The sequence below is a fragment of the Streptomyces sp. NPDC047841 genome, assembly GCF_040704085.1.
In the GTDB taxonomy this organism is placed as follows: domain Bacteria; phylum Actinomycetota; class Actinomycetes; order Streptomycetales; family Streptomycetaceae; genus Streptomyces; species Streptomyces argyrophylli.
This window is the reverse complement of record NZ_JBEYRP010000024.1, coordinates 66168-90736: the sequence shown is the minus strand read 5'-3', so window position 1 is coordinate 90736 and position 24569 is coordinate 66168. Positions and strand designations below refer to the sequence as shown.

Here is a 24569-nt window from a genome sequence, read left to right as displayed (position 1 = left end):
GGGTCATGGTGGCGGGCAGGCAAGAGCAGGCTCGTCGGGGAACAGGGAACGCAGGGCGCCGAGCAGGGCGCCGATGCAGAGGTCGCGGAGCTGGGTGCGGGTGCACGTCTCGTGGGTGAGCCAGTCGACGCAGAGGACCTGGACGAAGACCAGCCAGCTCTTCAGGACGGCGGAGACCGCCTCGCGCGAGCCGTCGTCCGCGACAGGGAGGACGGCCAGCAACCGTGTGCGCAGCGCGTCCAGTTCGTTCGTCATGATCGACTGGATCACGGGGTCGCCCGAAAGCACCCTGTTGGCGGTGAGGACGGCGTTGCGGTTGGCCGTGAAGTAGTCGAGGTGGACGTCCATGCCCTGGACGAGCTGTGCCACCAGGGAGTCGCCCGGGTCCAGCCGGGTCTCCGCGAGCAGTCGGTCCGCCGCCTGCTGGTACACGGCCGCGAAGAGGGCGTGTTTGCTGGGGAAGTGCCGGTAGAGCAGGGCTCGGGAGACGCCGGCCGCTCTGGCGACGTCCTCCATCAGCACGTCGTCGTAAGGGTGAGCGGCGAAGAGCTGCGCGCCGGTCGCGAGGAGCTGAGCGCGGCGGTCGGCGGGGCTGAGACGTTGACGGCGGGGCACGGACCGCAGACTACTTGACATGTGTCTACTTGCGCACGGAGTCTAGTAGACGCATGTCAACTAAGGTGCGGTGAACCGGGAAGAAGGCGCCATGGCCAGGACCTTGCGGACGCTCACACAGGTGACGGGCTGGGCTTGCGTGATGATCGGTGTCTTCCACGTGCTGTTAGGCAACGCGGCCATTCCGGGGGCCAGTTCGGCTGGTGCGACGGTGGACAGCTGGGGCCGGTTCATGGGAGCGGGCTTCGCCGGCTACGGGCTGGCCTGGTTGTGGGCCGCACGGCAGCATCCGGTCCCGGCCGGGCCGGTGAGGTGGCTGGCCGGGGTCTTCCTGCTGGGCGGCGCGGGTCGGCTGCTCTCACTCGCCGTGCACGGCCGGCCGCAATGGTTCCAGCTCGCGCTGGCGGTCATCGAGCTCGGCCTGCCGCCCGTCTTCTTCTGGCTGGCCGGCGCGGAGGAGCGAGTGGTGGCTTACGCAGCGGAGGCCAAGACGGGAAACGGCTGAAGCGCACCCGGGTTTCGAGCGGTTGAGGCGGGCCGGCGCCCGACCCGTGCCCGCCCCCCGCGACGCGGTGCCGAGAGGAAGGCAGGGGTGACATCGACCGGTGGCGTCGAAGGGGTCGTTTCCGTGGGTGGAGAGGTTCCCGCGACGGTCTCAACGTGCACACCGTGGATCAGGAGGACGCCGGACCGAAGCACGGCCTGGCCGGTACGCGCAGCAGCGGACCGCATCGGAGCGGGCCCGGCGAGCCGCAGTGTGCGTGTCCGGCCCCTTCCTCGTCGGACCGGGCACGCGAGGGCTTCCCGGACTCGTCCGCCGCCCCGCCCGCGTACACCGTGAAGGGAGTGTGAGGGCCGGCCCGTCCTCGGGCTTGAAGTCGGCGTACAAGGGTCGGCGAGGCGTCCCAGGTCATCGCCCGGCTCGTACGGGCCCGAGTCACCGACGTTACGGGCCCGGTGAGGAGCAGGGCCCCGAGGGCCGTGTCCCCGGCCGCGTCCCTTCGCGGGGGATGGGCCGGGAGCAGTCGTCGACGGTGGTCCTCATGGCGAGTGGCCGCGGAACTACTTCTGGGTGGCGCAGGGGTCGCAGCAGGCGGGGGCCGGCTGGACGCAGACGCTGACGGTGTCGGCGTTGTTGGTGGTGTCGGGATCCTTCTCGTTGCCGGTGGCGGTGGCGGTGTTGCCGATCAGGCCGGTCTTGGTGGCCTTGGCCCGCAGCACGAGGGCGGCGGTGGCGCCGTCGGCCAGGTCGCCCACGGCCCACTGCCCGGTGGCCGGGTCGTGGCTTCCGGGGCCTTCGGCGGACAGGAAGGCGAGGCCGTCGGGGAGCTGGTCGGTGACGGTGACGCCGGTGGCGTCGTTCGGGCCGGCGTTGTGGACGGTGATGCGGTAGGTGACCGTCTGGCCGACGGTGACGGTGGTCGCGTCCGCCGCCTTCGTCACGATCAGGTCGGCAGCCGGTTTGACCTGCGTGACCTGCTCGTTGGAGGTGGACGTCAGGGACTCCGGGGTGTCGCCGAGCCGGTTCTCGTAAGAGGCGGTGGCGGTGTTGCTGATCTGCTTGCCGGCGCCGGCCCGGCCGATGGTGACCCGGTACTCCACCGTGGTCCCCGCCGGCACGGTTTCGGTGCTGGGCAGGCTGCCCCCGTCCCCGGCGCTGGCACCGTTGCCGAGGTGGAAGACGACCTTCTTCGCCTGGGCGTCGTAGTACGCCTGGTCGTCACCTCGGGCGTCGGTCTTCGCTCCGGCGTTCGGGCCGTCGACGATGCGCAGGGAGCCGGGCAGATACGTCGTGCCCTGCGGGATGCTGTCGGTCAGGGTGAGGTTCTCGGCCGCGCCGCCGCCTTCGTTCTTGGCGGTGATGCGGTAGGTGACGACGTCGCCCACTTCCAGCGGTCCTGCGGGAATCGCGGTCTTGTCCAGCACCACGTGGGGCGCGGTGCCGAAGAAGATGCCGTCCAGGAAGTTGCCGATGGCGCGGTTGCCGCCGGCGGCGGAGATGGAGCGGAAGGCGAAGCGCGTCAGCGTCTGGCCGGCCGGGACGGTGTAGGTGCCGGTGTAGTACCCCCAGGCGGTGTTGCCGTCGGTGAAGCGCCTCTGCTCCACCGTGGAGCCCGGCACGCCGATGTCCAGCGCCATGGTGTCGTCGCCGGCGCGGCCACGGTGGTACAGCCGCCAGTACAGCTTCTGACCCGGTGCGGTGGGCAGATCCTGGTAGAGCGTGGAGACCTGGTTCGCGTTGAGCTCGGCGAACTGGGAGCCGTCGGCTGCCGGCACACCCTGGAAGCCTGAGTGCCACAGCTCGATGAGGTGGTCGGAGGCGGTGGTGAGCCAGCCCGGGACTCGCTTGGACGCCTGTGTCTGTGAGGCGTCCGGGAGCAGCTCGTAGTCGGTCACGGAGGGCTGTTCGAAACTGCCGTTGACCAGGGCCACGCGGAGCGGAGCGGCAGGAGGTGCAGCCACGGTTCTTCCCCTCGGGTCGGTGCTGCCGGAACGCACCGCCGACCGGCCGCACCTCTGCGTGCCGTGGCGGAGCGGGAACGTGTGGTAGCGCACAGCACTCAGATGAGTACGTAAAGTGACGACCGGTGGGGTTCAGTCAGCCCGTCGCAGCAGGTTTGCGAAACCCGGTCCCGGACAACCCTGGCCACGTCGTCACCCCAGAAACGGGCCGGCAGGCCACTCCCGCCACACACCGGCTCCCAGCTCTCTCCCGCCCATCCCGTCATGACCGAAAGCCCCCGTCGTACCGCTGACGCTCGCCCGTGCTCAGGGTGAATCGGCCGCCGGCAAGTTGACGCTGGGAAGCCGGCGTGGTCGCCAGGCCGGCCGGCGTTGGTGTGGGGCCTTCCCTCGGACTGACCTCGGCCGGAGCGGCCGGTGCCGCTTGTCGACGGCGACATCCATGAAACGCTGGGTGACGCGCCGATTCTCATCGGCGTCTACGCCGCAGGGCCTCGGCCGAGTGGCTTCCGGGCCGTCGAACTGGCTGGGGCGCTCGGCGGCGCCAGTGGCCCACAGACCTCGCTTCGCGCGTCGCGTGGTCTGCGGACCGGCCGAGAAGCTATGCGCGGACCTGCTCGTCCCGCGCGACCGGATCGGCGTCGGAACCGGTCGCAGGCTTCTCGCCCCGCATCACCAGCAGGGTGATCAGGCCGCCCACCGCGGCGATCGCGGCGGCCCAGACGAAGGCGGCACCGAAACCGTCCGTGAGTGCCGACGGGTCGCCCGGTTGTCCGGCGCCCTGCGAGGTGGCCACCGCGGTCAGCGCCGCGAGCCCCAGGGCCGACCCCACCTGGTAGGTCGTGTTGACGATGCCGGACGCCAGGCCCGCCTGCTCCCGCGGGGCACCGGACATCGCGGCCATCATCGCCGGGATGTAGGCCAGCGACATGCCGAGGGCCGCGACCAGTGAGGCGGGCAGGACATCGACCGCGAAGGTGCCGGTCGGCTCCACGGCAGACAGCCACAGCAGCCCGGCGGCGAGGACCAGCAGCCCGCCACCGATGAGCGGCTTGGCTCCGAGCTTCGCCAGAAGCTTCGCCGTGATCGCCGTCATGAAGATCATCAGCAGGACGGTCATCGGCAGCAGCGCGGCGCCGGAGGCGAAGGCCCCGTAGCCGAGCACCTGCTGCAGGTACAGGTTCAGGAAGTACCACATCGGGATCCACGCGGCACCCAGCAGGGTCATCGCGAGGTTCGCCGAACCCAGCCGCGGCACACGCCAGATGCCGAGCGGCATCAGCGGCTCGCGCACCGACTTCTGGATCACGAAGAACAGCACGAGCAGCGCGGCGGCCCCGCCCAGTCGCAGCACGGTGCCGGTGGAGGTCCAGCCGCTCTCCGGGGCACGGACGACGGCGAAGACGACGAGCGCCAGACCCGCGGTGACCGCGACGGCACCGAGCAGGTCCACGGAGCCGCGCCGGCCGCCGACGGCAGGCAGCAGCTTGGCGGCCGCGAGGGTGGCGACGCCGATGGGGATGTAGATGATGAACACCCACGGCCAGCTCAGCCACTCGGTGAACACCCCGCCGAGGAACACGCCGGCCGTACCGCCGGCGGGCGCTGCCGCGCCGTACAGCGCCATGGCCTTGCCGAGTTCCTTCGGATCGTGCATGAAGAGCATCATCAGCAGGGTCATGGCCGAGGGTGCGATCAGCGCGCCGCCGACGCCCTGCACCGCCCGGCCGGCCACCTCGGCCCACGCGGTCTGCGCGGCGGCTGCGACGACCGACCCGGCGATCAGCACCACCCAGCCGGTGGCGAAGATCTTCCGGGCGCCCAGCAGGTCGGAAAGCCGCCCGCCGAGCAGCAGCAGTCCGCCGAAGGCGATCACGTACGCGTTGAAGACCCACTGGAGCTCGCCCTGCGAGAAGCCGAGATCCTTCTGCATCTCGGGGAGCGCCACCCCGATGATCGACGTGTCCATGATGACCATGAACTGTGCCACGGCGAGCACGACCAGCGCCCACCAGCGTCGTGGATGAGCAGTTGACATGACACACTCCTCTCATACCCCCTGGGGGTACCTTGGAGGGGTACTTTAACATACCCCTGGGGGGTATCAGGAGGGAGGTGTCGACCGGCGATCGGATGGTGGCCCACCGCTCCCGCGAGGACGAACGGACCACGGTGGACGAGGTGTTGGCCAGGCAGGGCGGCGCCCGGGGCGTACGCGCTGCTCCTGAGCTTCATTGGGATCGACTTCCCGAACACCGCCGAGGACGACTGTCGTCACCGCCCGCCCCCGCGATCCGCACCACCCGTACCGCCTGCTCACTCAGTGAGCGAACGCCCTCTTCCGGCCGGGGTGACGGGAGCCGGTTGTCGCAGCAGTTGGTCGACGAGGCGGTCCTTGCCCAGGGCGAGGTGGCGCCGGTAGGTGCCGTAGGGCACCCCGAGTCGTCGGGCGGCGGCCCTGTGGGTGCGGGAGGCCGTGATGTAGGCGGCGGTGAGGGCCTCGTGGGCCTTGACGCCCGCCGGGTCGGTCTGTATCGCGTCGAGGGCGGTGATGATGGCGCCGCGCAGGTCCCCGGCCGGGTCCGAGGAGCCGGGCGGCACGAGAGGCGAGTGCAGCAGGACGCTGGTGGCGAATGCGCGGGGGGTGTGCCAGGTGCGCAGCGCCTCCAGCACGCCTTCCGCGAACGCCGCGCGCGGCAACCGGCTGTCCGGGCCACTCGTGGCGGCGGTCGCGGGCCAGGTCGCCACGGGCGTGACCGCGGCGCGGGCCCGGTGCCGCACCCACTGGTCCACCGTCTGCCGTCTCCAGTCCCGGCCGAAGACGTGCTGCCGCCGCCCGCCGACGTCCACGGCCGCGAGTTCCGGCATCCCGGCCCCGGCGAGGTAGCGCCCCCAACGGCCGGCGTCTTCGAAGACGGTGAAGGTCACCGCGCGTCCGTGGGTCCTCATCTCCTCGCCGATGGCGCGCCGGCTGATCAGCTCCATCAGGGGTGAGGGCCGCTGGTGCCCGCCGGGTTGCACCGCGAAGCGCCGGATGCCCAGATGCTCGCCCGGCCCGAGGGGGGCCGTCGCCTCCACCAGGTCCCAGACCGCCGCGATCACCGGGTCCGCGGCACGGTCCTCGGCCAGTGGCGCGTCCAGCCGCAGGACGGCCATGAACGCCACCGGCGCGCGGGAGCCCGCGTAGCGGTGGACACGGAACGCCTCCGGCCGGCGGCGCACCCAGTACGCGACCGCCGCCGCCGATGCCGGGCCCTCCGCCTCCTCGGCCATACGCAGCACGCCGGGCACGTCCTCGGGCCGGAGCGGGGTGTCCTCGATGTGCGGGTGCGACCGGTAGTTGTACAGCTCGTCCGGACCTCCCCGATTGCGGAAGAGGAACATCCACTCCGCGACCCGCAGCAGCGCGTCGTCCTCGGCGGCGTCGCGTACGGCCCGCAGACCCGCGAGGGAGACGCGGACGCGGACGTCGTCGTAGCGCTCGGGGTCCCGCCAGCGCAGGTCGGCCCCGAGGGCGGCCCGTACCGCGTCGTGCGGGTGCAGCCCTTCGGGCGTGGCCTCGATGTAGGGCAACTGACGCAACCAGGAGAACGCCGTGCCGGCGTCCTCCTCGCCCAGCACCGCGCGCAGCAGGGGCTCGCGGGTGACGTAGGCCTGTACGACGACTTCGAGGGCGCGCCGGTGGACGGCGCTGGGCAGGTCGCCCACGAGCCGCTCCACCAGCGTCGTCAGCACGTCACCGGTCGGCTCCCACGGTGCGCCCGGCGCCGCGGCGGGCACGGAGGCGGCCAGCGAGAGGGCGAGGGGGCTGCCTCCCGCGAAGGCGACGAAGGGACCGCGCTGCTCGGCGGGCACCCCCCGCGCGGCCAGCAGGGCGTCGGACTCGGCGGCGTCCAGCGGCCGTACGGCCAGCGCCGTGAAGAGCCGCGCCCATCCGGGGTCCAGCGACCATTCGACGTCGGGGGCGACCCGGCCGGCCAGGATCACGATCGCGCGGTCGGCGAGCCGCCGCAGGAACGTCTCGCGCAGCCACGCCTCGAGGGACTGGCACTGCTCGAAGGTGTCGATGAGCAGCACCGCGCCGGGTTCGGCGCACGCCGGGGCCGCGGCCTCCTCCAGCCGGCGCGGATCGGCGTCGAGGAACCGGCCGTCCACGTGCACCACGCGGCGGCCGCCGAGCTCGGCCTGCCGCGCGGCGTAGCGCAGCAGCGAGGACTTGCCGATGCCGCCGGGACCATGCAGATAGGCCACGGGCGGAGCGTCCGCCGCGTCCGACAGCATCCGGTCGAGCACCGCCCGCTCGGGCTCCCTGCCCACCAGCGCGCCGGCGCGTGCCGCGGCCAGCCGCTCCGTCAGTCCCACCGCTCCCAATCCGCGCTCCTCGGAGATAGCAGTAACAGTCGGAGGCAGCCGTAACGGTCGGAGGCAGCAGTGACAGTCGGAGACAGCACTGACAGCCGGCCTGTCCGCGGCCGCGCCACCGGACCGCTCACCACGGCCACACCACTGGACACGGCCGCGTCCATGACCGGCCAGGACCCCGGCCACCCGGCCCCCGGGCGGCCCCGCGGGCTAGAGGAACTCGCTCCGGTAGGTCGCGGCCAGTTCGGCCGCGCGGCGGCGACGCTCCATCAGCTCCTCCTCCGACAACTGCGGCGGCGGCGCGTCCTTGCCCGCGACGACGTCGCCGATGCGCAGGAAGTACTCGTCCTGGCCGGCGGGGGTGCACATGCACAGCATGCGGGCCAGCGCACCCGAGACGTTGCGGAAGTGGTGCGGCGCGTTGGCCGGAACGTTGATCGTGGACCCGGCCCGCACCGTGTGCTTCTCGCCGCGGAAGGTGAACTCGATCTCGCCCTCGAGGATCGTGAACATCTCCTCGAAGTCGTGCCGGTGCGGGGGCGGTCCGCCGCCGTCGGGCACGCGCATGTCGATCAGGCAGTACCGGCCGTCGGTCTGCTCGCCGGTGACCAGCATGGCGTACGTGTTGCCCACCAGCGAGACGTACGTCGTGCCGGGGTCGTCCGGGTGCGCCACGGTCAGCGACCGGGACGGATCGTCATCGGGAATCATCGCGGGCGTCTCCTCGGAGGTCGGGTCGGAACCGGTTGCCGGCGCGGCGACGACTTCGCCACCGGGCAGGCCGCCCGCGGCGGCGCCGGCGTGCACGACGGCAGCGCGGCCGGCGGAACCCGCGGGCGGAGGATCGTCGACGGTCGGATCGCAGCCAAGGGTACGAACGCCCGTGCGCAGCAGGCGTGTACGGTGGCGACACCGGATGGGATCCCGGCGACATGTTCGCCGGTGCGGAGGACACATGAGCAGCGGACCGCTTTTACCCGGACCGAGCCGCAGGGCGGGCACGTTCACCGCCGACGCCCGCTCCACCGGCACCGGCCGGCGCACGTGGGAGTCGTTCATCGACACCTGGAACGACCGCATGGGAGACCTGTACCCCCTGCCGGAGTTCAGCGCCTCCACGGTCGAGGGCTTCCAGGGCACCATGCGCTCGGTGACCTTGCAGGACACCGCCGTCAACGAACTCCGGGCCTCCTCACCCCTGAGCACCCGGGCGGTCGGTACGCACGAGCACGACCACATCAGGCTGTACGTCGGGCTGCGCGGTGCGATGACCCTGCGGGACCCGCACGACCGGGGCGGTGAGGCCCGCGTCCCGGCCGGCACCTACTTCATGCACCACGTCGTGCGGGAGAACCACTTCCACACCACACCCGGGACCGGCAGCCGCATCTTCATCTTCCCGGCGACGCCCTGCGGTCCCTGGTCTCCGGCCAACCGCGCGCCGGGCGGGCCACCTCGCCCGCGGCGCAGGTCCTCCTGGCACACACCACCATGGTCCAGCGGACCGTGAGCGACCTGGGCCCGGCGGCCGCGCACGCGTCCCGCAACGCCTTGCTCGAACTGGCCAAGGGGCTGGTCCTGGACCACTTCGACGACCGCGAGCCCGCCTTCACCCCGGCGCTGGCCCAGGCGGCCAAGGACCTGGCCGACGCCCGCCTCGCCGACGCCGGCCTGTCTCCGGCCACCGTCGCCGCGCACCTGCACGTCTCCCTCCGCACCCTGCAACGGGCCTTCGCCGGTCTGGACGAGTCGTTCAGCGCCTACATACGCCGCCGGCGCCTGGAGGAAGCGGCCGCGGCACTCACCGTCCCCGGATCACGCCTCACCGTGTCCGAGGCCGCCGCGCGCTGGCACTTCACCGACAGCAGCCACTTCATCCGCGCCTTCAAGAAGCAGTACCGGACGACACCGGCGCAGTTCGCACGCCGGCCGGCCTGACGAGGGGCTGCGGGACCTGCCGAGTCCTCACGCTCCGTCTCTGCGGCGGCGGCGAGGCGTGGCCGAGCGGGGCGGCGTCGAGCGCATGTGGTCGCGCACCGGCGCCAGCAGAGCGGCGAGGGCCTTCACGTCGTCGCGCGAAAGCGGCTCGAACAACAGGCCGCCGACCACCTCGACGTGACCCGGCAGCACCTTCGCGAGCAGCTCACGTCCGGCGTCGGTGAGGGTGACGGTGATGCTCCGCTCGTCGTCCGGCGAGGGAGCGCGGACGACCAGGCCCTCCTTCTCGAGCAGACCCACCTGGTACGTCAGGCCGCTGCGGCTGTAGACGACGCCGTCGGCCAGGTCGGTCATGCGGTGGCTGCCCGTCGGCGAGTCACCGAGGCGGGCCAGCAGCTGGAACTGCACGTAGCTGATGTCGCCGCTCTCGCGCAGTTGCTGCTCGACCGCGTGCTTGAGCAGGCTGGTCACTTCGACGAGGTCGAAGTAGGCGCCGAGCTGCACGGGGTCGAGTGACGGCGATGGATCGGGCATGACCGGAGTCTACTGCGGCTGGACCGGGCGGACGCGGGGTCTCGTCGGCCCGGTGCCGTGACCCGGCGAGCGCGCCGCGTGGGCAGTGCCGGGCCCGGCTGAGCACCACCGGACAGGGAGACCGGGCAGGGGTGCGGCGCAGGGTTGGGCGGAGGAGGACGGCGCCGCCGCCCACGGATCCCGAGGACCGCCATGAGCATCCCCCGCCTCGCGCGGCGTGCGGACCAGCAGCACGTCCCGGCTCCCCGAGGGCTGGAGAGGGTGTTCCGCCCCGCGGGCCGTCACCCTCGTGAGCCACGCCCGGAGGGCTCCGGGACGGTGCCGGGATGAGCACCGGCGGGTGGAGTCCGGTGTCCTTGGCCGTCGTGAGCGCCGGCGCCGGCCACGCGCGTCCGACCCGCCTGCTCGCGGACCGGGTCGCGGAGGCCGTGTGCCGGTCACCGGCGGCCGGCGGTGCGCGCGCCGAGGTGGAGGTGCTGGAGCTGCACCGGCTCACGGCCGACCTCGCCCAGCAGGGCGCCCAGGGCCGCGCCGGCCTGGACCTGCGGGAGGCGATCGCGGCGGTCGTGGCGGCCGACGGGCTGGTGGTGGCGACACCGGTGCTCGCCGCGTCCCCGAGCGAGGTGTTCGATTCGTTCTTCGCCGTCCTCGGGGACGGAGTCCTCTCCGGCATGCCGGTGCTCCTGGCGCTCGACAGCGGCTCCGGCCGGCAGCCACCCGGCCGCACGCAGGTCATGCGCGGGCGCCTGGCCGGCGTGCGCGCCCACCCGGTGCCCACGGTCGTCGTCGCCGGTCCCGCCGACCGGCAGGCCACGACGCGACGCGAGTCCGGGCGGCTGCACACGAGCATCGGCCGGGCCGCCGCCGAACTCGCCGCGGCGATGCGCTCGCACCGGCGGTGACCGGCACCACTTGCTTCGAATTCGAAGCAGATGTATCGTCCTCGACAGTTACTTCGAATTCGAAGCAACTTGGATCGCGGTGAAGGTGAGAACCGAAATGAAGGCAGTGCGTTTCCACGAGTACGGCGACCCCGGCGTCCTGCGCCACGAGGACGTGGAGCTCCCCGTCCCCGGAGCCGGTGAGGTCCGCATCCGCGTCGCCGCCACGTCGTTCAACCCCGTGGACGGCACCATCCGCGGCGGCTTCATGCGCGGCCCCATCCCGGTGGCGCTGCCGCACACTCCCGGCATCGACGTCGCCGGCACGGTCGACGCGCTGGGCGAGGGCGTCGACGGCGTATCGGTCGGTGACGACGTCGTCGGCTTCCTGCCGATGGACGGCGCCGGAGCCGCGGCGGAGTACGTCCTCGCGCCGGCCGAGGTCCTGGTCCCGGCCCCCAAGAGCGTCCCCCTGGCCGACGCCGCCGCGCTCCCGCTGGTGGGCCTGACCGCGTACCAGGCCCTGTTCGACCACGGCGGTCTGACGGCCGGGCAGCGCGTGCTGATCAACGGCGCCGGCGGCGCGGTCGGCGGCTACGCCGTGCAGCTCGCCAAGAACGCCGGTGCCCACGTCATCGCCACGGCCGGCCCGCGCAGCACCGAGGCGGTCAAGTCCGCCGGCGCCGACGACGTCATCGACCACACCACGACCGGCGTGACCACGGCGGTGACCGAGGGCGTCGACATCGCACTCAACCTCGCACCGGTCGATCCGGCCGAACTGGCCGCGCTGGTCACCCTGATCCGTTCGGGCGGGGTCCTCGTGAACACCACGGTGTGGATGCCCGCCCCCGGCGACGAGGAGCGCGGCGTACGCGGCATCGACCTGTTCGTCCGCAGCGACGCCGACCAGCTGGCGCGGCTGGTGTCGCTGGTCGACCGCGGCGAGCTGCGCGTCGACGTCGCCGAGCGGGTGCCGCTGGCCGAGCTGCCGGCCCTGCACGCACGGGCCGCGGAGGGCGCGGTGCACGGCAAGGTCGTCGTCGTCCCGTAGCGGGGACGTCGGTTCGAGTCCTGGTGGTGCGGTGTCCGACGGTGGCCCCGTACAGGCCCCCTTTGCGTCGAAGCCGACAATGGCGGGCATGGTCGTTGTGGGCGATCAGCGGCCACCGTGACGATTTCTCCCATGGAACGGAACAACACCGGTGAACTCGAGGACGTCCAGGATGTAGACCACTTCATGACGTTGCTGCGGGAACTCAAGGCCCGCTCCGGGCTGTCGTACCGGCGGCTCGAGGAGCGGGCCGCCGCCGTGGGGGACGTACTCCCGCGCAGCAGCGTCTGCACCATGCTGAGCCGTGACCGGCCGCCCGGGCCGGAGCTGCTCGCGGCCTTCGTCCGGGCCTGCGGGGACGGCGAGCGGGTCGCGCGGTGGTGCGCGGCCCGGGACCGGGTGGTACGACCCCCCGCGCCGGCGGGGGAGACGTCGAGGGCATCGGCGGAGGCGCCGGACGCGTCGTCCAGCGCGGCGGGCGCCGGTACTCGGCCGCCGGGGGACCAGGGCACGCCGGACACCGGGAGCGGTGGCGCCGCACCTCCCGGACCGGGGACGGGCGGGCGGCGGGCGCGCCTCGGACGGCACCGGCGGGGTCTGACGGTCGCCGCCGTCGCCGTGCTGACGATCGCCCTCGGGGTCGTCATGGCCTTCCGTCAGGTTCCAGGGCCGTGGCGGCAGTCCCGCGCCGCCGACCCGCCGTCCGGCGTACCGGCCGGAGGCCGGCCGACACCGCCCGGCGGCTGGGTGACGATCAGGATCGCGGAGGACCCGGAGCTGTGTCTGACCGACGGCCGGGTCCACGACTGGCGGTACACACCGCTCGTCGCGGTGCAGCGCCCCTGTGCCGAGGCCGCGCCGCAGAGCACCCTGCTGGAGCCGGCCGGCGACGGGAGGTACCACATCGTCTGGTACCACCCCGACTACGGCCGGGGCTGTCTGAAGGCGCTCACCGACGGGGACGGCGCGGGACTGCTGGAGCCGATGGACGTCTGCTCGGACGGCAGTCTGTTCACCATCGAGCCGTCGGGCGAGCTGCGGAAGGGCGGATTCGTGCTCCGGGTCGAGGGAAGCGGCTGTGTGGGCATCGCCGGTTCCAGCTCCGCCCACGGTGCGGAGGCGGTGATGCAGCGCTGCGAGGGCAAGGGCCGTCAGGTGTTCCTCATCCGGCGTGCGGGCTGACCCGGGCCGGCCACCTCGCCCAGGACGCGTGCCGCGGGGAAGTAGCCCACGTGGCGCGAGTCGTAGCTCTGCTCGCTGTTGTCCCCGAGCAGGACCAGCATGCCCTCCGGGACGGTCCGGTCCGGGATGTCCCCGAGCGCGGGCAGTACGGACCGGGGCACGGGATCGCCCGGTACGGCCGCGACCCGTTTGATGAACCACTGCCGCGCGTAGATCCGGTGCGCGGGCGCGGTCCGCGACACGGGCGGGTCCGGCCACGGCGCCTGGTACGGCGGACGCTCCACCACCACGACCGCCCCGCGCCCGGGCGTACGGCCGCGACGGACCAGCACGCCGTCCCCGTCGTGGTGGGCCGGTTCCATGCTCCGGCCCGAGACGACGACCGCCACCAGCCGCAGTTCCGCGGCCCGCGCGAGGGCGAGCCCGGCAGTGAGGAGGAGGGCGGCCGCCCCGCACCCTGCTGCCCAGCCGGGGCTGTGCGCGGGCCACAGGAGCGCGGCGGTGCCCGCCCCGAGGGCCACGTCCGAGGTGAGCAGAGCGGTCCGGGCGCGGCGTGCGCGCCGGGCGCGGACCCGGGCCCGGTCGGGGGCGGTCTCCGCCCAGGACGCCTGGACCTCCGGGACGCGGGGGCCGCTGCCGGGACTCATCGTGGTTCCTCCTCCGCGGGGTGCGTGGGGACAGGGACCGCTCGGGCGATGTGCGGGGAGGCGTCGGGGCCGGTGGCCGGGTCCGGGTCCGCCTCGTGGCGGTACCCCGCTGCCTGGAGGGCGTACAGCTCCGCGTACCGCCCTGCCGCACACAGGAGTTGGCTGTGGCTGCCGCGCTCGGTGACCCGTCCGCCGTCGAGCACGACGATGATGTCGGCCTCCCGTACGGCGCCCAGGCGGTGCGAGATGAGGACGCTGGTGAGTCCCTGCCTGTGGGTGCGCAGCGAGGTGTGGATCTCGTGCTCGGCCGCCGCGTCGAGCCCGGCGGACGGCTCGTCGAGGATCATCAGGTCGCGGCGGTCGCGTACGAACGCCCGGGCCAGGGCGAGCCGTTGGTTCTGCCCCCCGGACAGCATGACCCCGGTGTCCGGGTTCCGCTTGTCCGCCCCGGCGAAGAACGTCCGGGACAGCAGGGTGTCGTAGCCGTGCGGCAGCGCCGTCACCACCTCGTGGATCCCGGCCCGCCGCGCCGCCCTGCGCAGGCGTTCCGGTTCACGGAGGGCGGCGAGGTCGCCCTGCGCGATGCTCTCGGCAGCCGTCATGTCGTAGTCCATGTAGTCCTGGAACACCGCGCTGATGCGTCGGCGCAGCTCGGCGACGTCGGTGTCGCGCAGGTCGACGCCGTCCCACCGGATGCTCCCCCGGACCGGGTCGTAGAACCGGCACAACAGCTTGACCAGCGTGGACTTGCCCGAGCCGTTGAGGCCGACGAGGGCGAGCGACGATCCCGCGGGGATCCACAGGTCGATACCGCGCAGCACCCAGGGATGGTCGGGCGCGTAGCGGAACCACACGTCGCGCAGCTCGATGCCGCGCCGCAGCTCCGGCAGCGGGCGGGGATCGGCGGGCGCGGAGAGTTCGGGCCCGGCGCGCACCACGGCCAGGTAGTGCCCGAACAGCAGCAGGGCGTGGTGGGTGGTCGCGACCTCGCCCGCGAGCGCCGTCAGGGCCGTCTGGACCCCGGCCACGGCGGCCAGGAAGACCGCCACGTCGCCGGGGGTGAGTCCGCCTGCCCGGGCGCCGGCGACCGTCCACAGCAGCCCCGCGCCCGCCACCGACGCGGACAGCAGGCCGAGTCCGGCGCGCACCCGCACCTCCCGCCGGTCGACCGTCCGGCGGGCGGCGTCCGCGCTCCGCCGGCCGGCGAGCATCCGGCCGCGCAGGAAGGCGCCGGTGCCGAAGAGGCGGATCTCCTTGGCCGCCTCGACGTTGGCGAGCAGGCCCATGTAGAAGAACTGGCGCCGCTCGTCGGGCCCGATCTCCCAGACGGCGGCGGCGCGCCTGCGCGACAGCAGCAGTTCGGCCGCCAGCACGGGCAGCGCGGCGAGCAGGACGAGCGCCGTCGCCGGCGGGCTGATCACGAACAGGGAGCCGAGGAAGCCGACGACGGTGAGGACGGACCGGACGACGCCCAGGGCTCCTTCGACGGCCTGGCCGGCGACCGGTTTGGCCACCACCGTCTGCTGGGCGAGGCGCAGCCGGTCCAGGAAGACCGGGTCCTCGAAGCGGGCGAGCCCGGGGAACCGGTCGACGGCCAGGAACAGCCGGTCCTGGGCGTACACCCCGACCCGGCGGTCCATCTCGGTGCGCAGGTAGTGGGCCAGGTGCGGCAGCGCCCCGGTCGCCACCCCGGTCGCCGTCAGCACGGCCACGGGGAGCAGCAGGGCGCCCACCGTGGCGCCGGCGGCGAGGCGGTCGACGACGAGTTTCAGCGACCAGGCGGCCGCCACCGGGAAGAACCCCAGGGCCAGCGCGGGCCCCGTGTACAGCGCGAGGACGCCGGGTGCTGCTCGCGCCACCATCCGCGCCGCGTCCAGGAGATGGGACGGCCGGAGGCGGAGCGGGCGTTCGTCGTCGGGGGGCTCGGCGGCGGTGGCCCGGGCGGGGCGTGGAGGCGTCACGGCGGGGCGCGTCATGGCGTGGCGGACGGCGACGCCGCTCAGCGGGCGGCGACGGCGGGACGGTCCACGTCGACCTGGTCGGCCATGACCAGCAGACGGCCGTCCGTGCTCCGGTTGACCTTGAGGACGACGGGGAAGCCCTGCACCTTGCACGCCTCGGCGACGGCGTCGGCGTCCCGGCCGGTCAGTACGCGCGCCACCGGGCGCAGCGCGGTCAGCATCGGGGCCGCGGCCTCCGCCTCCTCCGGGCTGTCGGCGATCACCGCGGCGAGGACCTGTTCGCGTCCGCGCGGCACGCTCCGGGCGTACTCGGCGAACTTCGGGAGCTTCTCCTTGCACGGGCCGCAGGTCGGGGAGAAGAAGGCGACGACGGTCTCACTGTGGATCATGCCGTCGTGCACCCGCTCCCCGTCCACGGTGACGGCGGAGAACTCCCCGACCTCGTCCCCGGTGCCGAGGGAGAGCCGGCCGCCGCCCCGGGCGGCGAGCAGTTCGGTGTGTTCGCGCAGCCGCTTGACGACGCCGACGGTGAGCACCAGATCGAGCAGGCACAGCAGCCCGACGAGGACGAGAACGGCGATGACGATGGACACGGTGGTTCTCCGTTTCCTGTGCGGAGGTGGGTGGGGGACGGCGCGGGACCCGGCTCACCGTCCCGGGCGGACGGGACGCCGGGACCCGGTGGTGCCTACGGGGCCCATGGGCCGGAACAGGCCGGCGAGGGTGTCGAGCGCGGCGACGCAGCCGCCCACGAGCAGCCCGCCGAGCGCCGCCACGAGCAGCCCGGCCGGCCGCGCGGAACCGGTGTCCGGGAGCGGCACGGCTCCGGCAGCGGCCAGGGCGAGCCCGGCGAGCAGGACGTTGCGTACGATGTGGCGCGCGCCGAGCGGGCCGGCGGACGCTCCTCCGAAGCACCGGCACACCGCACGGGTGCCCCGGGCCACGGCACAGGCGATGGCCGCCGCGAAGGCCAGGAGCAGGACCGCCGCCACGGTCAGACCGAGCGCCGGGAGACGCGCCCACGGCGCGGCGAGCAGCAGGCAGACCAGCGCCTCGCCCGCGACGACGGCCACCGCCACCGGGCGGACGGCCCGGAGCGGCACCAGCCCCAGGTCGCCCAGGGCCGAGGTGAACGCGGCGAACGAACGCCCGCTCGCCGCCTTGCCGACGGCGGCGGCCAGGAACACCGTGCCGATCAGGCAGCGGATGCCGAATTCCAGGTATTGCACGGGGACCTCCTGCGGAACTGGAGCCCGGAACCGGGAGCCGGGGGCACCGGTGGACGACGGCACGGCGTTCCGCCCGGCGCCGCACGCCGGTGCCCCCGGTCACGTCACCGGATCAGCAGGACGGACAGGACCGCCAGCAGTTGATGGAGCCGCAGGCGGTGTTGACGCAGCACGCGCTGCGCGCGCACTGCCAGCACTCGTTGAAGCACTGGCACGCCTGGGCGGAAGCGGCGGCCTCCACCTTGGGCACGAACAGGCCGAGCAGCCTGCCGCCCATGGTTTCCAGCACCTTGGACATGGTTCTCCTCCTCAGGGGATGGGGTGCGTCGGGAGTACGTCGCGCGAACCGCTCCACGGGAGCGGCGAGCAGCCGTCGGCCGTTTGCCTCCGCCGAGTCGGACTCGCGACGTCTCCGGATCCTAGGGAGGCCCGCACCGCCCCCTCCAGCGTCCCGCCGTCCGGGACACGTCCCGGACTGTCCGGGACGTGTCCCGGTTGGTCCCGCACCGCGCGGGGGCAGGTGGCGCGCGTGGATGCCGTGTGCGGGGTGAGCGGACTGGTGCCGGGCACGTCGGCTCCTCGACGTACGAGTTTCTGTGGCCGTGCTTTGGACGGCGGTGTCGCCGTTCCCGTGCCCGCGTCTCGGACGACGGCGTCCCCGTTCCCGCGCCCGTGCAGCCGACGCGACTCGGCGCTGGACTCTCCCACGGGGGGAGAGTCCACGATGGCGGCATGCAGGACGGACTTCTCACCATCGGGCGCTTCGCCCGCCTGTGCCGCCTCAGCGTCAAGCAGCTGCGGCACTACGACGACCTGGGGCTGCTGGCTCCCCGCCGCGTGGGCGCCGGCTCCGGCTACCGCTACTACGCACCCGAGCAGGCGCGCGACGCCCTGACCATCGCCCTGCTGCGGGAGATGGACCTCCCGCTGGCCGTCATCGCGCGGGCACTGGCTGCCGGGCCCGAGGGCAGGGCGGGGATCCTGGGCGCCGAGCGGGACCGGCTGGCCGAGCGGATCCGCAGGGACCGGGCCCGGCTGGAGATGCTGGAGCGGCTGGCGCAGGACGGTCTGCCCGGCTACGAGGTCACGCTGGGCAGGGAGCCGGAGCGACACCTGGCGGTGGCGCGCGCGGTGTGCACCCCCGCGGGGATCGGCGCCGCGATGGAGGAAGGCATGGGCCGGCTGCTGTCCGGGCTCGGCGGGAGGGGGGTCGCGGGGCAGCCACCGCTGTGGGGGCTGTACCCGCTCGACCTGGAGGAGCGGATGGAGATCGGCGTCGGGGCACAGATCCCGCAGGGGGCCGGCGTGCCCGGACTGCGCCGCGAGGTGCTGCCCGGCGGCCCCGTCGCCGAGACCGTGCACGTCGGGCCCTACGCCCAACTGCCCCTCGCCTACCACGCGCTCTTCGCCGCCGTCCACGAGCGCGGCCTGCGCCCGCTGGCACCCGTACGCGAGGCCTACCTCGTCGGACCGGCGCAGGCGCCGCCAGGAGAGCTGACGACCCGGCTGATCGTCCCCGTCGAGGAGAGCGCGGCATGACCACGGTGACGGGCATCGACGCGCGCGGCATGCGGCACTGCGAGACGACGGCCCTGGGCGTGCTGCTCAAGCACGAGGGCCTCGACCTGTCGGAGCCCATGCTGTTCGGGCTCGGCTCCGCCCTGTCCTTCCTCTACTGGGACGGCAGGAACACGGACTTCCCCTTCCTCGGGGGACGGGTCAAGCCCTTCGACCTCACCAGGAACCTGGCCGGCAGGCTCGGACTGGACCTCCTGGTCCAGGAGACCACCTCCCCGCGCAAGGCATGGGCACACGTGACGGCCGCCCTCGACGCCGGCCGGCCCGTGGGACTCCAGCTCGACAGCTACCACCTGGACTACTTCGGTCCGAAGGTCCACTTCGGCGGCCACGTCGTCGCCATGTACGGCTACGACGACCACAGGGCCCACCTGGTGGACACCGACCAGCAGGGCGGGGCGGTCTCCGTCGGCCTGGCCGCTCTCGCACGGGCCAGGGCGGCGCGGGGCCCGATGACCGCCAGGCACCGATCCTTCACCCTGACCGTGCCACGGGACCTGCCCGCCCCGCACGGACAGATCGTCCCGGCCATCACCGCCTGCGCCGACGCGTTCCTGCATCCGCCCATCGCCAACGTCGGCCACCGCGGCATCGAGAAGGCCGGCCGGCTGGTGCGCACCTGGCTCCAGCGCACCGACGACCCGCAGCGGGACCTGCCCCAGGCCGCCCTGCTGATGGAGAAGGCGGGCACCGGTGGCGCCCTGTTCCGCAACCTCTACCGCGACTTCCTCGCCGAGTGCACCGGGTTGCTCGACAGCCGTCACCTGCGCACCGGCCACACGCTGTACACCGAGGCGGCCGGCCTGTGGACGCACACGGCGGCACTGATCGCGAAGGCCGGTGAGACGGGCGATGCGCGGTGCCTCGACCAGGCAGGCTGGGCCCTCGGCGACATCGCCCGGATCGAACGCGAGGCCATGCGGGCGCTGAACCGCCTGAGCAGTGAAGCCCCGGTGTGAGCCGGCCCTCCGGAAGACGATCTCCTCCCGCGTGATCACAGAGGTTGCGTGTTCTTCTCCTGGCACCTCCTCACTCGGCGGCCACCGTCGCCTGCCACGCGCCCGGGCGTTCGCCCGTGGCCTTCTGGAAGAACACCGAGAAGTTGGATGCGTCGGCGAAGCCGAGCACATCGGCACAGCGGGCGGCGGTGAGACGGTCGTGCGCGAGGAGCCGTTTGGCTTCCAGGGTGATCCGTTCGACGATGTACGCCTTCGCGGTGCGGCCGGTGGCCTGCTGCACCGCTCGTGAGAGGGTGCGGGGCGAGTATCCCAGCGTCCGGGCGTAGTAACCGGCGTCGTGGTGTTGCCGGAAGTGCGCTTCGACGCCGGCGCGGAACGACCGGAACACCGGATGCGTCAACCGTGCTTCGGCGTGCGGGGGGCGCAGCCGGGTGATGAGCGCGGAGAGCAGGATTCCGGGCAGCTCCGTCGAGGAGTCACCGGGTGGCGCGGAGGCTTCGAGGAGGAGATGGCTGCGCGCCGTGTCGACGAAGGGCCAGTCGGCGTCGGGGATGTCCCAGTGCGCGGCCGGGTCCGGGGAGGCGACGAGTTCCCGGGTGGCGTGGGTGACCGGCGCGGTCGGCACGAACAGCACGAGGTGCCCTGCCACTTCGGCGATGTCGTCCCACCGGTGCACCGCGCCGGGCGGAATCCACACCGCGGACCGGTCCCGGAGCGGGTGGCGGCGGAAATCGACCGTGACCGCGCCGGGTCCGGCGTCGATGACGCCGAGGACGTGGAAGTCGGCGCGCTGCGTGCCGCCGTCGTTCAGCTCGCGGAGGCGGCCGAACGTCATCGTCTCGACCGAGGCGGCGCGGCGAACCGCGGGCTGGTAGGTCATCTGCCGGATCACGCTCACGTGTCCAGTTTTCACCATCGGGCGACCAGTCAGGCCGATGCCCCGCCCGGGTGCGGAAGCTTCAATGAACACACGGGGAAATCGCCCGAAGCATCGACCGGAAGAGCCTTCGTGAACACGACGCAGCAGATGCCTCTGCCCGCTTACGACCATCGGCCGGGGACCGGGCCGACTCTGGTCCTCCTGCACTACTGGGGTGGTTCGGCCCGCACCTGGGACCTCGTCGTCGACCGCCTGGCCGGCCGTGACGTGGTCACGGTCGACTTCCGCGGATGGAGCCGGTCGAGCGCTCTGCCCGGTCCCTACACGCTCGGTCAGCTCGCCGACGACACGCTGGCCGTGATCGAAGACGCGGGGGTCACCGACTACGTCCTGGTGGGGCATTCGATGGGAGGCAAGGTCGCACAGCTGGTCGCGGCCACCCGGCCCGCCGGGCTGCGCGGCGTCGTTCTCGTCGGCTCCGGCCCGGCGAAGCCCGCCCCACAGGTCACTCCCGAGTACCAGGAAGCCCTGTCGCACGCCTACGACTCCGACGAGTCCGTGGCCGGGGCACGGGATCACGTCCTGACCGCGACCGAGCTGCCCGCTCCGGTCAAGGCGCGGATCGTGACCGATTCGCGGACCGCCACCGACGCCGCCCGCACCGAGTGGCCGCTGCGCGGCATCGCGCAGGACATCACCAAGCACACGCGCATGGTCGGTGTGCCGGCTCTCGTCGTCGCCGGAGAACACGACCGGGTGGAGCCGGTCGGCGTGCTCCGCGACAACCTGGTGCCCTACCTCTCCCAGGCCGACTTCGTCGTGATCCCCCGCACCGGTCACCTGATCCCGCTGGAAGCCCCGGCCGACCTCGTCGACGCCCTCACCGCGTTCGCGCCGCCGGCCCGACCGTGACACCGACCGCCCGCAGGTTGTCGCGAGCGCCCGGGTCCCAAGCGCGGGCGGGGGGTGTTCTGCTCCAGGAGGGCTTCGCGTTCGTCGGCGTCGAGGCCGGTGCCGGCGTCTCGACGCGGCGATCCGGAACGGCGGCACCGTGACCGTGCGCCGGCGGGACGGCGCCGCCGACCACGGCGACATCGTCGCCGCGCTCGTGGAGGACGAGGCCACCGTCAAGGTGCTGCGCCGCCAGCACGGGCGGGTGTGACTCCTGCCCCGCAACCCGGCTACAGCTCTGCGAACGGCTGGCGCCGATGATTGTCGGTGGTCGTGGTTAAGGTGACGATCATGAGTCTGTCAGCAGTGATGATCACGGTGGATTGTGCGGAACCGCAGGAGCTGGCCCAGTGGTGGGCCACTGCGTTGGGAGGCGAGATGGCCCAGGACCACGGCGACTTCGTCATCGTCAGAGCGCGGCCTCTGGCACTGGGCTTCCAGCGTGTGGCCGAAGAGCGGCGGGGCAAGAACCGTGTCCACGTCGACTTCTCCGCCGCGCCCGGCACGGACATGGCGGAGGAGGTGAAGCGGCTGGTCGCTCTGGGTGCGAGTGTCGTCGGCGAGCACAGCGTTCCGGGCCTCACCTGGACGGTGCTGCAGGACCCGGCCGGCAACGAGTTCTGCGTCCACTGAGTCATGGCCACCGTGCTGGTCACAGCCATTCCTCGATGACTGCGCCCGGCACGGACGCCTCATAGCGGACGGCCCGCACGGTCGTCCACGCCTTCGGCCGATACGGCCTGGACGGCCTCACCTCGGCTTGCTCGACACCCACCTCGCCTGCGGAACCGGACGCGCTGCCGCAACCGTAAGCGCGAAGCCGTCCCGGGCCTGGACGACCGCGGCCACGACCGGCTGCTCCGGACCCTTCGCACCCGACCTGGCCACCGGCAACGAGCCCTACCAGCTCGACTACACCTACGACGGCATCGGCAACCTGCAGAAGGTCACCAACACCACCGCCACCGGCGCCCAGGTCAACGACTACGTCTACCCCGGCTACTCCGCCGACCAGTCGGCGTACACCGCAGGCGCCGCCCACCCGCACGCCGTGGCCTCGGTGAAGACCCCCACCGGCACGGACAGTTACGAGTACGACGACGCCGGGCAGCTGAAGAGGCGCACCGTCGGTGGTCGCACGTCCGACTTCGTCTGGAACGAACTGAGCCAGGTCACCGCGACCAGCGGAGCCGCCACGACCGGATACGTCTACGACGGCGTCGGCAACCTGCTTGTCCGCAGGTCCTCGGCCGAGAACGTCCTGTACCTCGCGGGCCAGGAGGTCCACAAGGCACCCGGCGCCACCGCGAAGGCCACCCGCTACTACAGCGACGGCAGCTCGACCGTGGCGATGCGCACCGCGGTGGACAAGACCAGCAGCAAGCTCAGCTGGATCATGTCCGACGCCCAGGCGTCGACCCAGCTGACCGTCGACACCGCCACGGGCACCACCACCCGGCGTAAGTACCTTCCAACTCACGGTCAACGGCGCGCAGTTGCTCGACCAGAGCATGTGGGACTACGTCGACCAGCTATGGGCCTACCTGGTCAACCTGACCATCGACACGAGGAAGTCGGGCCGCGCCGAAGTGCTGTTCCCCGATCAGCCGATCCGTCTGTCCATGGAGCGGGTCGGGGCGTCCGACCTCTTGATCCGGTGTGACGCCGGGGACGGAAACCGCGTTGCCCGGGTCCGGAACGAAGAGTTCACCGCCGGCCTCCGGGAAGCGGCGGACCGCTTCTTCCGGGCCATGCTCGTGCTGATCCCTGAGAACCGAGCGGGCTACGAACACGAGGTGCGCAAGGCCGAGTCACTGACCTGATCTTCAGCGTGTGCCGTCCATGACGCCTCCGGCTGGATCAGCCGGTTCGGTACCTGCCGTACGGGAAGCGGTCTTCGTCTGGACATGTGCTCCGGCCAAGGGACACACCTGTCCAGCGCGAAGGCCGTGAGAACGAGTCCGCGGGACTGAGGTCCTCGACGTGCTTCCTGGACACGCTGGGAGGCGTGGACCGCGTGCCGGTCGTCGTGCGCCGGCCCTCCGGCCCAACCGTTCAGGCAGGGACCGGGCGGTGAAAGGCTGGTCCTGGCCGAGCGAACGGTGTGCGTCCTCGCCCGGATGCTTGCAGGCGCGGGCAGTCTCGGTGTGCGTCGGTATGGGTGTTCGGCGCCGGCGCGGTGTTCTCCTCGGACCGCATCACCTCGTACGGAACCGACCCTTGGAGCAACCATGCTCGCCGCTCGTCTGCACACCTGGAACACCACACCCGACCTTGAGGAGACCGCGCCCCCCGGGCCGCCCCGGGAAGGCGAGGTGACCGTGGAAGTGGAGGCCGCCGCCGTCACCCACCTGGACCTCACCGTCATGACCGGTACCTTCACGCACCGGCCCGCGCTCCCGTTCACCCCCGGTACCGCCGGTGTCGGCACCGTCGTCGAGGGCGACGCCGCGCTGCTAGGGCGCCGGGTGCTGGTCCGTGGCGGCGGCGTCGGGCTGGAGCGGGACGGCACCTGGAGCGAGCGCGTCGCGGTCCCGGTCGGCGCGACCCGCGCGGTCCCCCAGGAAGCGGACGCCGCGCTCGCCGCCACCTGTTACTCGCCCATGACCACCGCGTGGGCCGCAGTGAAGGCGGTGGGCCGGATCGCGAAGGGGGAGCGGGTACTGGTCACCGGCGCGGCCGGCGCCGTCGGTTCACTGTGCGTCCAGTTGGCCGCGCGGGCCGGGGCATACGTCGTCGCCGCGGTCCGAGACGAGGGTGCGGCCGGCGCTGTGCTCGACACGGCACACGAGGTCCTGGTCCGCCCGGCCGCAGAAGACATCGCGATCGACGGGGAGGTCGACGTCCTGCTCGACACCGTCGGCGGGGACACGGTCCCCGGCTTCCTGAGCGCCATGCGGCCCGGCGGGCGGGCGGTCCTCATCGGGTACGTGGCGGGCACCACACTCCGTGTCGACCTGCCCACGCTGATGTCCCGGGACGTCGCCCTGCTGCCGATGAACATGGTCCGCCGCGCTGTCCCCGCCGAGGTGTTCGACCGGTTGCTGAGGGACCTGACCGAGGGCCGGCTCACCCTCCGCACCACCGTCCTGCCCTTCGCGCGGATCGCGGAGGCGGTGGAGACCCGCCGGAAGGGGGGAGGGCGAGGCACGCTCGCCGTGCTGATGTGAGGCCGGCGGCACCGAGCGGGACAAACGATCCATGGCATGCCGATGGACCACGGAGCAGCATCTGGTCGCGATCCAGGCGCCGGTCAGCCTGGTGACGATGCCGCCGTTCGAGCAGGCCCTTCGCGGCCGGGGCCCGCTCCGGCCGCCTCCGCCGGGGGCTGCGGG

At 72.8% G+C, this 24569-nt stretch carries 25 protein-coding genes; 13 read left to right on the top strand and 12 right to left on the bottom strand.

The genetic code is table 11. From position 1 onward, the window contains the following. Positions 1–3 precede the first annotated feature (3 nt). Complete coding sequence (locus AB0947_RS33030; RefSeq protein ID WP_366754046.1) at positions 4–615, bottom strand: TetR/AcrR family transcriptional regulator; 612 nt, start codon at positions 613–615, stop codon at positions 4–6. Between the two features lie 91 nt (positions 616–706). On the opposite strand from AB0947_RS33030, the gene AB0947_RS33025 reads away from it, so the two are divergent. Beyond that, entirely contained in the window at positions 707–1120 is a 414-nt protein-coding gene (locus AB0947_RS33025; protein WP_366754045.1) for a DUF4345 domain-containing protein, read from the top strand. Positions 1121–1677: 557 nt separating this feature from the next. On the opposite strand, the gene AB0947_RS33020 is transcribed toward AB0947_RS33025, so the two are convergent. The 4 genes from AB0947_RS33020 to AB0947_RS33005 form a co-directional block, all read right to left on the bottom strand. After that, on the bottom strand, positions 1678–3078 hold the full coding sequence (locus tag AB0947_RS33020; protein WP_366754044.1) for an isopeptide-forming domain-containing fimbrial protein: 1401 nt from the start codon (positions 3076–3078) through the stop codon (positions 1678–1680). A gap of 601 nt (positions 3079–3679) precedes the next feature. Then, complete coding sequence (locus AB0947_RS33015; protein WP_366754043.1) at positions 3680–5116, bottom strand: MFS transporter; 1437 nt, start codon at positions 5114–5116, stop codon at positions 3680–3682. A 278-nt stretch (positions 5117–5394) separates the two neighbouring features. Then, positions 5395–7440 (bottom strand): ATP-binding protein, encoded by a 2046-nt coding sequence (locus tag AB0947_RS33010; RefSeq protein ID WP_366754069.1) that lies wholly within the window; start codon positions 7438–7440, stop codon positions 5395–5397. Between the two features lie 210 nt (positions 7441–7650). Next, entirely contained in the window at positions 7651–8151 is a 501-nt protein-coding gene (locus AB0947_RS33005) for a cupin domain-containing protein (RefSeq protein ID WP_366754042.1), read from the bottom strand. Between the two features lie 244 nt (positions 8152–8395). On the opposite strand from AB0947_RS33005, the gene AB0947_RS33000 reads away from it, so the two are divergent. Both AB0947_RS33000 and AB0947_RS32995 read left to right on the top strand, forming a co-directional pair. Beyond that, entirely contained in the window at positions 8396–8950 is a 555-nt protein-coding gene (locus AB0947_RS33000) for a hypothetical protein (RefSeq protein ID WP_366754041.1), read from the top strand. After that, the gene (locus tag AB0947_RS32995; protein ID WP_366754040.1) at positions 8947–9378 is read left to right on the top strand and encodes a helix-turn-helix domain-containing protein; all 432 of its coding nucleotides are present in this window, start codon (positions 8947–8949) and stop codon (positions 9376–9378) included. Before AB0947_RS33000 ends, AB0947_RS32995 begins: the two co-directional genes overlap by 4 nt. A gap of 27 nt (positions 9379–9405) precedes the next feature. On the opposite strand, the gene AB0947_RS32990 is transcribed toward AB0947_RS32995, so the two are convergent. Continuing rightward, positions 9406–9912, bottom strand: a complete 507-nt coding sequence (locus AB0947_RS32990) for a MarR family transcriptional regulator (RefSeq protein ID WP_366754039.1) — start codon at positions 9910–9912, stop codon at positions 9406–9408. A 365-nt stretch (positions 9913–10277) separates the two neighbouring features. Here AB0947_RS32990 and AB0947_RS32985 point away from each other — a divergent pair, with 365 nt between their 5' ends. From AB0947_RS32985 to AB0947_RS32975, 3 genes are all read left to right on the top strand, one after another. Beyond that, on the top strand, positions 10278–10814 hold the full coding sequence (locus AB0947_RS32985; protein WP_366754068.1) for an NAD(P)H-dependent oxidoreductase: 537 nt from the start codon (positions 10278–10280) through the stop codon (positions 10812–10814). 97 nt (positions 10815–10911) lie between these two features. Further along, positions 10912–11847, top strand: a complete 936-nt coding sequence (locus AB0947_RS32980) for an NADP-dependent oxidoreductase (protein ID WP_366754038.1) — start codon at positions 10912–10914, stop codon at positions 11845–11847. A 132-nt stretch (positions 11848–11979) separates the two neighbouring features. Next, a complete protein-coding gene (locus tag AB0947_RS32975; protein WP_366754037.1) occupies positions 11980–13029 on the top strand; it encodes a hypothetical protein in 1050 nt (349 codons plus the stop codon). Here the strand turns inward: AB0947_RS32975 and AB0947_RS32970 are convergent. The 5 genes from AB0947_RS32970 to AB0947_RS32950 form a co-directional block, all read right to left on the bottom strand. Beyond that, positions 12999–13676, bottom strand: a complete 678-nt coding sequence (locus AB0947_RS32970; protein ID WP_366754036.1) for a S26 family signal peptidase — start codon at positions 13674–13676, stop codon at positions 12999–13001. The genes AB0947_RS32975 and AB0947_RS32970 overlap by 31 nt on opposite strands. Continuing rightward, positions 13673–15538, bottom strand: coding sequence for an ABC transporter ATP-binding protein (locus AB0947_RS32965; protein WP_366754067.1), 1866 nt, complete (start codon positions 15536–15538; stop codon positions 13673–13675). The genes AB0947_RS32970 and AB0947_RS32965 overlap by 4 nt, the downstream gene beginning before the upstream one ends. A 137-nt stretch (positions 15539–15675) precedes the next feature. Then, positions 15676–16230: a hypothetical protein gene (locus AB0947_RS32960; RefSeq protein ID WP_366754035.1), complete on the bottom strand. Its 555-nt coding sequence runs from the start codon at positions 16228–16230 to the stop codon at positions 15676–15678. 54 nt (positions 16231–16284) lie between these two features. Next, positions 16285–16866: a MauE/DoxX family redox-associated membrane protein gene (locus AB0947_RS32955; protein WP_366754034.1), complete on the bottom strand. Its 582-nt coding sequence runs from the start codon at positions 16864–16866 to the stop codon at positions 16285–16287. A gap of 112 nt (positions 16867–16978) precedes the next feature. Continuing rightward, complete coding sequence (locus AB0947_RS32950) at positions 16979–17164, bottom strand: hypothetical protein (RefSeq protein ID WP_366754033.1); 186 nt, start codon at positions 17162–17164, stop codon at positions 16979–16981. A 434-nt stretch (positions 17165–17598) separates the two neighbouring features. On the opposite strand from AB0947_RS32950, the gene AB0947_RS32945 reads away from it, so the two are divergent. Both AB0947_RS32945 and AB0947_RS32940 read left to right on the top strand, forming a co-directional pair. Next, a complete protein-coding gene (locus AB0947_RS32945; RefSeq protein WP_366754032.1) occupies positions 17599–18405 on the top strand; it encodes a MerR family transcriptional regulator in 807 nt (268 codons plus the stop codon). Next, positions 18402–19403, top strand: a complete 1002-nt coding sequence (locus AB0947_RS32940) for a BtrH N-terminal domain-containing protein (protein WP_366754031.1) — start codon at positions 18402–18404, stop codon at positions 19401–19403. The genes AB0947_RS32945 and AB0947_RS32940 overlap by 4 nt, the downstream gene beginning before the upstream one ends. Positions 19404–19473: 70 nt before the next feature. Here the strand turns inward: AB0947_RS32940 and AB0947_RS32935 are convergent, their stop codons facing one another. Then, positions 19474–20301 (bottom strand): helix-turn-helix transcriptional regulator, encoded by an 828-nt coding sequence (locus AB0947_RS32935; protein WP_366754030.1) that lies wholly within the window; start codon positions 20299–20301, stop codon positions 19474–19476. A gap of 111 nt (positions 20302–20412) precedes the next feature. On the opposite strand from AB0947_RS32935, the gene AB0947_RS32930 reads away from it, so the two are divergent. From AB0947_RS32930 to AB0947_RS32910, 5 genes are all read left to right on the top strand, one after another. Next, positions 20413–21195, top strand: coding sequence for an alpha/beta hydrolase (locus AB0947_RS32930; protein ID WP_366754029.1), 783 nt, complete (start codon positions 20413–20415; stop codon positions 21193–21195). 121 nt (positions 21196–21316) lie between these two features. After that, positions 21317–21445, top strand: a complete 129-nt coding sequence (locus AB0947_RS32925) for a S24 family peptidase (RefSeq protein WP_366754066.1) — start codon at positions 21317–21319, stop codon at positions 21443–21445. Between the two features lie 80 nt (positions 21446–21525). Continuing rightward, a complete protein-coding gene (locus AB0947_RS32920) occupies positions 21526–21867 on the top strand; it encodes a VOC family protein (RefSeq protein WP_366754028.1) in 342 nt (113 codons plus the stop codon). A gap of 127 nt (positions 21868–21994) precedes the next feature. Continuing rightward, complete coding sequence (locus AB0947_RS32915) at positions 21995–22897, top strand: hypothetical protein (protein WP_366754027.1); 903 nt, start codon at positions 21995–21997, stop codon at positions 22895–22897. A 568-nt stretch (positions 22898–23465) separates the two neighbouring features. Beyond that, positions 23466–24404, top strand: a complete 939-nt coding sequence (locus tag AB0947_RS32910) for a zinc-binding alcohol dehydrogenase family protein (RefSeq protein ID WP_366754026.1) — start codon at positions 23466–23468, stop codon at positions 24402–24404. Positions 24405–24569: the final 165 nt, after the last annotated feature.

Coding starts and splice junctions, on each gene's coding strand:
- AB0947_RS32920 (WP_366754028.1), top strand. CDS start 21,526: ATGAGTCTGTCAGCAGTGATGATCACGGTGGATTGTGCGGAACCGCAG.
- AB0947_RS33025 (WP_366754045.1), top strand. CDS start 707: ATGGCCAGGACCTTGCGGACGCTCACACAGGTGACGGGCTGGGCTTGC.
- AB0947_RS32965 (WP_366754067.1), bottom strand. CDS start 15,538: ATGGTGGCGCGAGCAGCACCCGGCGTCCTCGCGCTGTACACGGGGCCC.
- AB0947_RS32950 (WP_366754033.1), bottom strand. CDS start 17,164: ATGTCCAAGGTGCTGGAAACCATGGGCGGCAGGCTGCTCGGCCTGTTC.
- AB0947_RS33000 (WP_366754041.1), top strand. CDS start 8,396: ATGAGCAGCGGACCGCTTTTACCCGGACCGAGCCGCAGGGCGGGCACG.
- AB0947_RS32970 (WP_366754036.1), bottom strand. CDS start 13,676: ATGAGTCCCGGCAGCGGCCCCCGCGTCCCGGAGGTCCAGGCGTCCTGG.
- AB0947_RS32910 (WP_366754026.1), top strand. CDS start 23,466: ATGCTCGCCGCTCGTCTGCACACCTGGAACACCACACCCGACCTTGAG.
- AB0947_RS33015 (WP_366754043.1), bottom strand. CDS start 5,116: ATGTCAACTGCTCATCCACGACGCTGGTGGGCGCTGGTCGTGCTCGCC.
- AB0947_RS33005 (WP_366754042.1), bottom strand. CDS start 8,151: ATGATTCCCGATGACGATCCGTCCCGGTCGCTGACCGTGGCGCACCCG.
- AB0947_RS32945 (WP_366754032.1), top strand. CDS start 17,599: ATGCAGGACGGACTTCTCACCATCGGGCGCTTCGCCCGCCTGTGCCGC.
- AB0947_RS32980 (WP_366754038.1), top strand. CDS start 10,912: ATGAAGGCAGTGCGTTTCCACGAGTACGGCGACCCCGGCGTCCTGCGC.
- AB0947_RS32990 (WP_366754039.1), bottom strand. CDS start 9,912: ATGCCCGATCCATCGCCGTCACTCGACCCCGTGCAGCTCGGCGCCTAC.
- AB0947_RS32940 (WP_366754031.1), top strand. CDS start 18,402: ATGACCACGGTGACGGGCATCGACGCGCGCGGCATGCGGCACTGCGAG.
- AB0947_RS32975 (WP_366754037.1), top strand. CDS start 11,980: ATGGAACGGAACAACACCGGTGAACTCGAGGACGTCCAGGATGTAGAC.